This is a genomic window from Oleiphilus sp. HI0066, assembly GCF_001635725.1.
The window spans coordinates 1-395 of sequence record NZ_LWFH01000978.1 but is presented as its reverse complement, the minus strand read 5'-3'; the positions used below and the strand labels follow the sequence as shown (position 1 = coordinate 395).

The 395-nt window shown below is 46.8% G+C and carries 1 protein-coding gene; it reads right to left on the bottom strand.

Going from position 1 to position 395, the window contains the following annotated elements; all coding sequences use genetic code 11:
• Nucleotides 1-395 (bottom strand): hypothetical protein (locus A3738_RS31040; protein WP_197473814.1); only part of this gene is annotated, 395 nt, incomplete at both ends.

Here is a 395-nt window from a genome sequence, read left to right as displayed (position 1 = left end):
ATCGGTTCATCTTCGTTTCCGCTAATGTCGTTCGCTTGTAACGTTGGGACATCCGCCACTGGGATAACTGAAACATGATATTGTGCGGTGCTACTCGCTTCCGTAATCACACCACTATCTGGATCTTCCTCCTGATGCGTCACCATGACATCTAGCGTGAAGTTAGTACTGTCATGCAACGGAGGCGTTAACGTCAGCGCTGCTAGATCCTCAGCCAATACGGTCACTGTATCATCAGCATTGACCGTACCGTGGCTAAACACTGCGCCGTCTGGCACTTGCGAGAACGTAACGCTAACGATACTTTCAGAACCATCTTGATCGACTAAAAGCGCTTGTATATCAATATTGAATGCAGTGTCTTCATTGATATCAACGTAACTATCAAGCAGTGT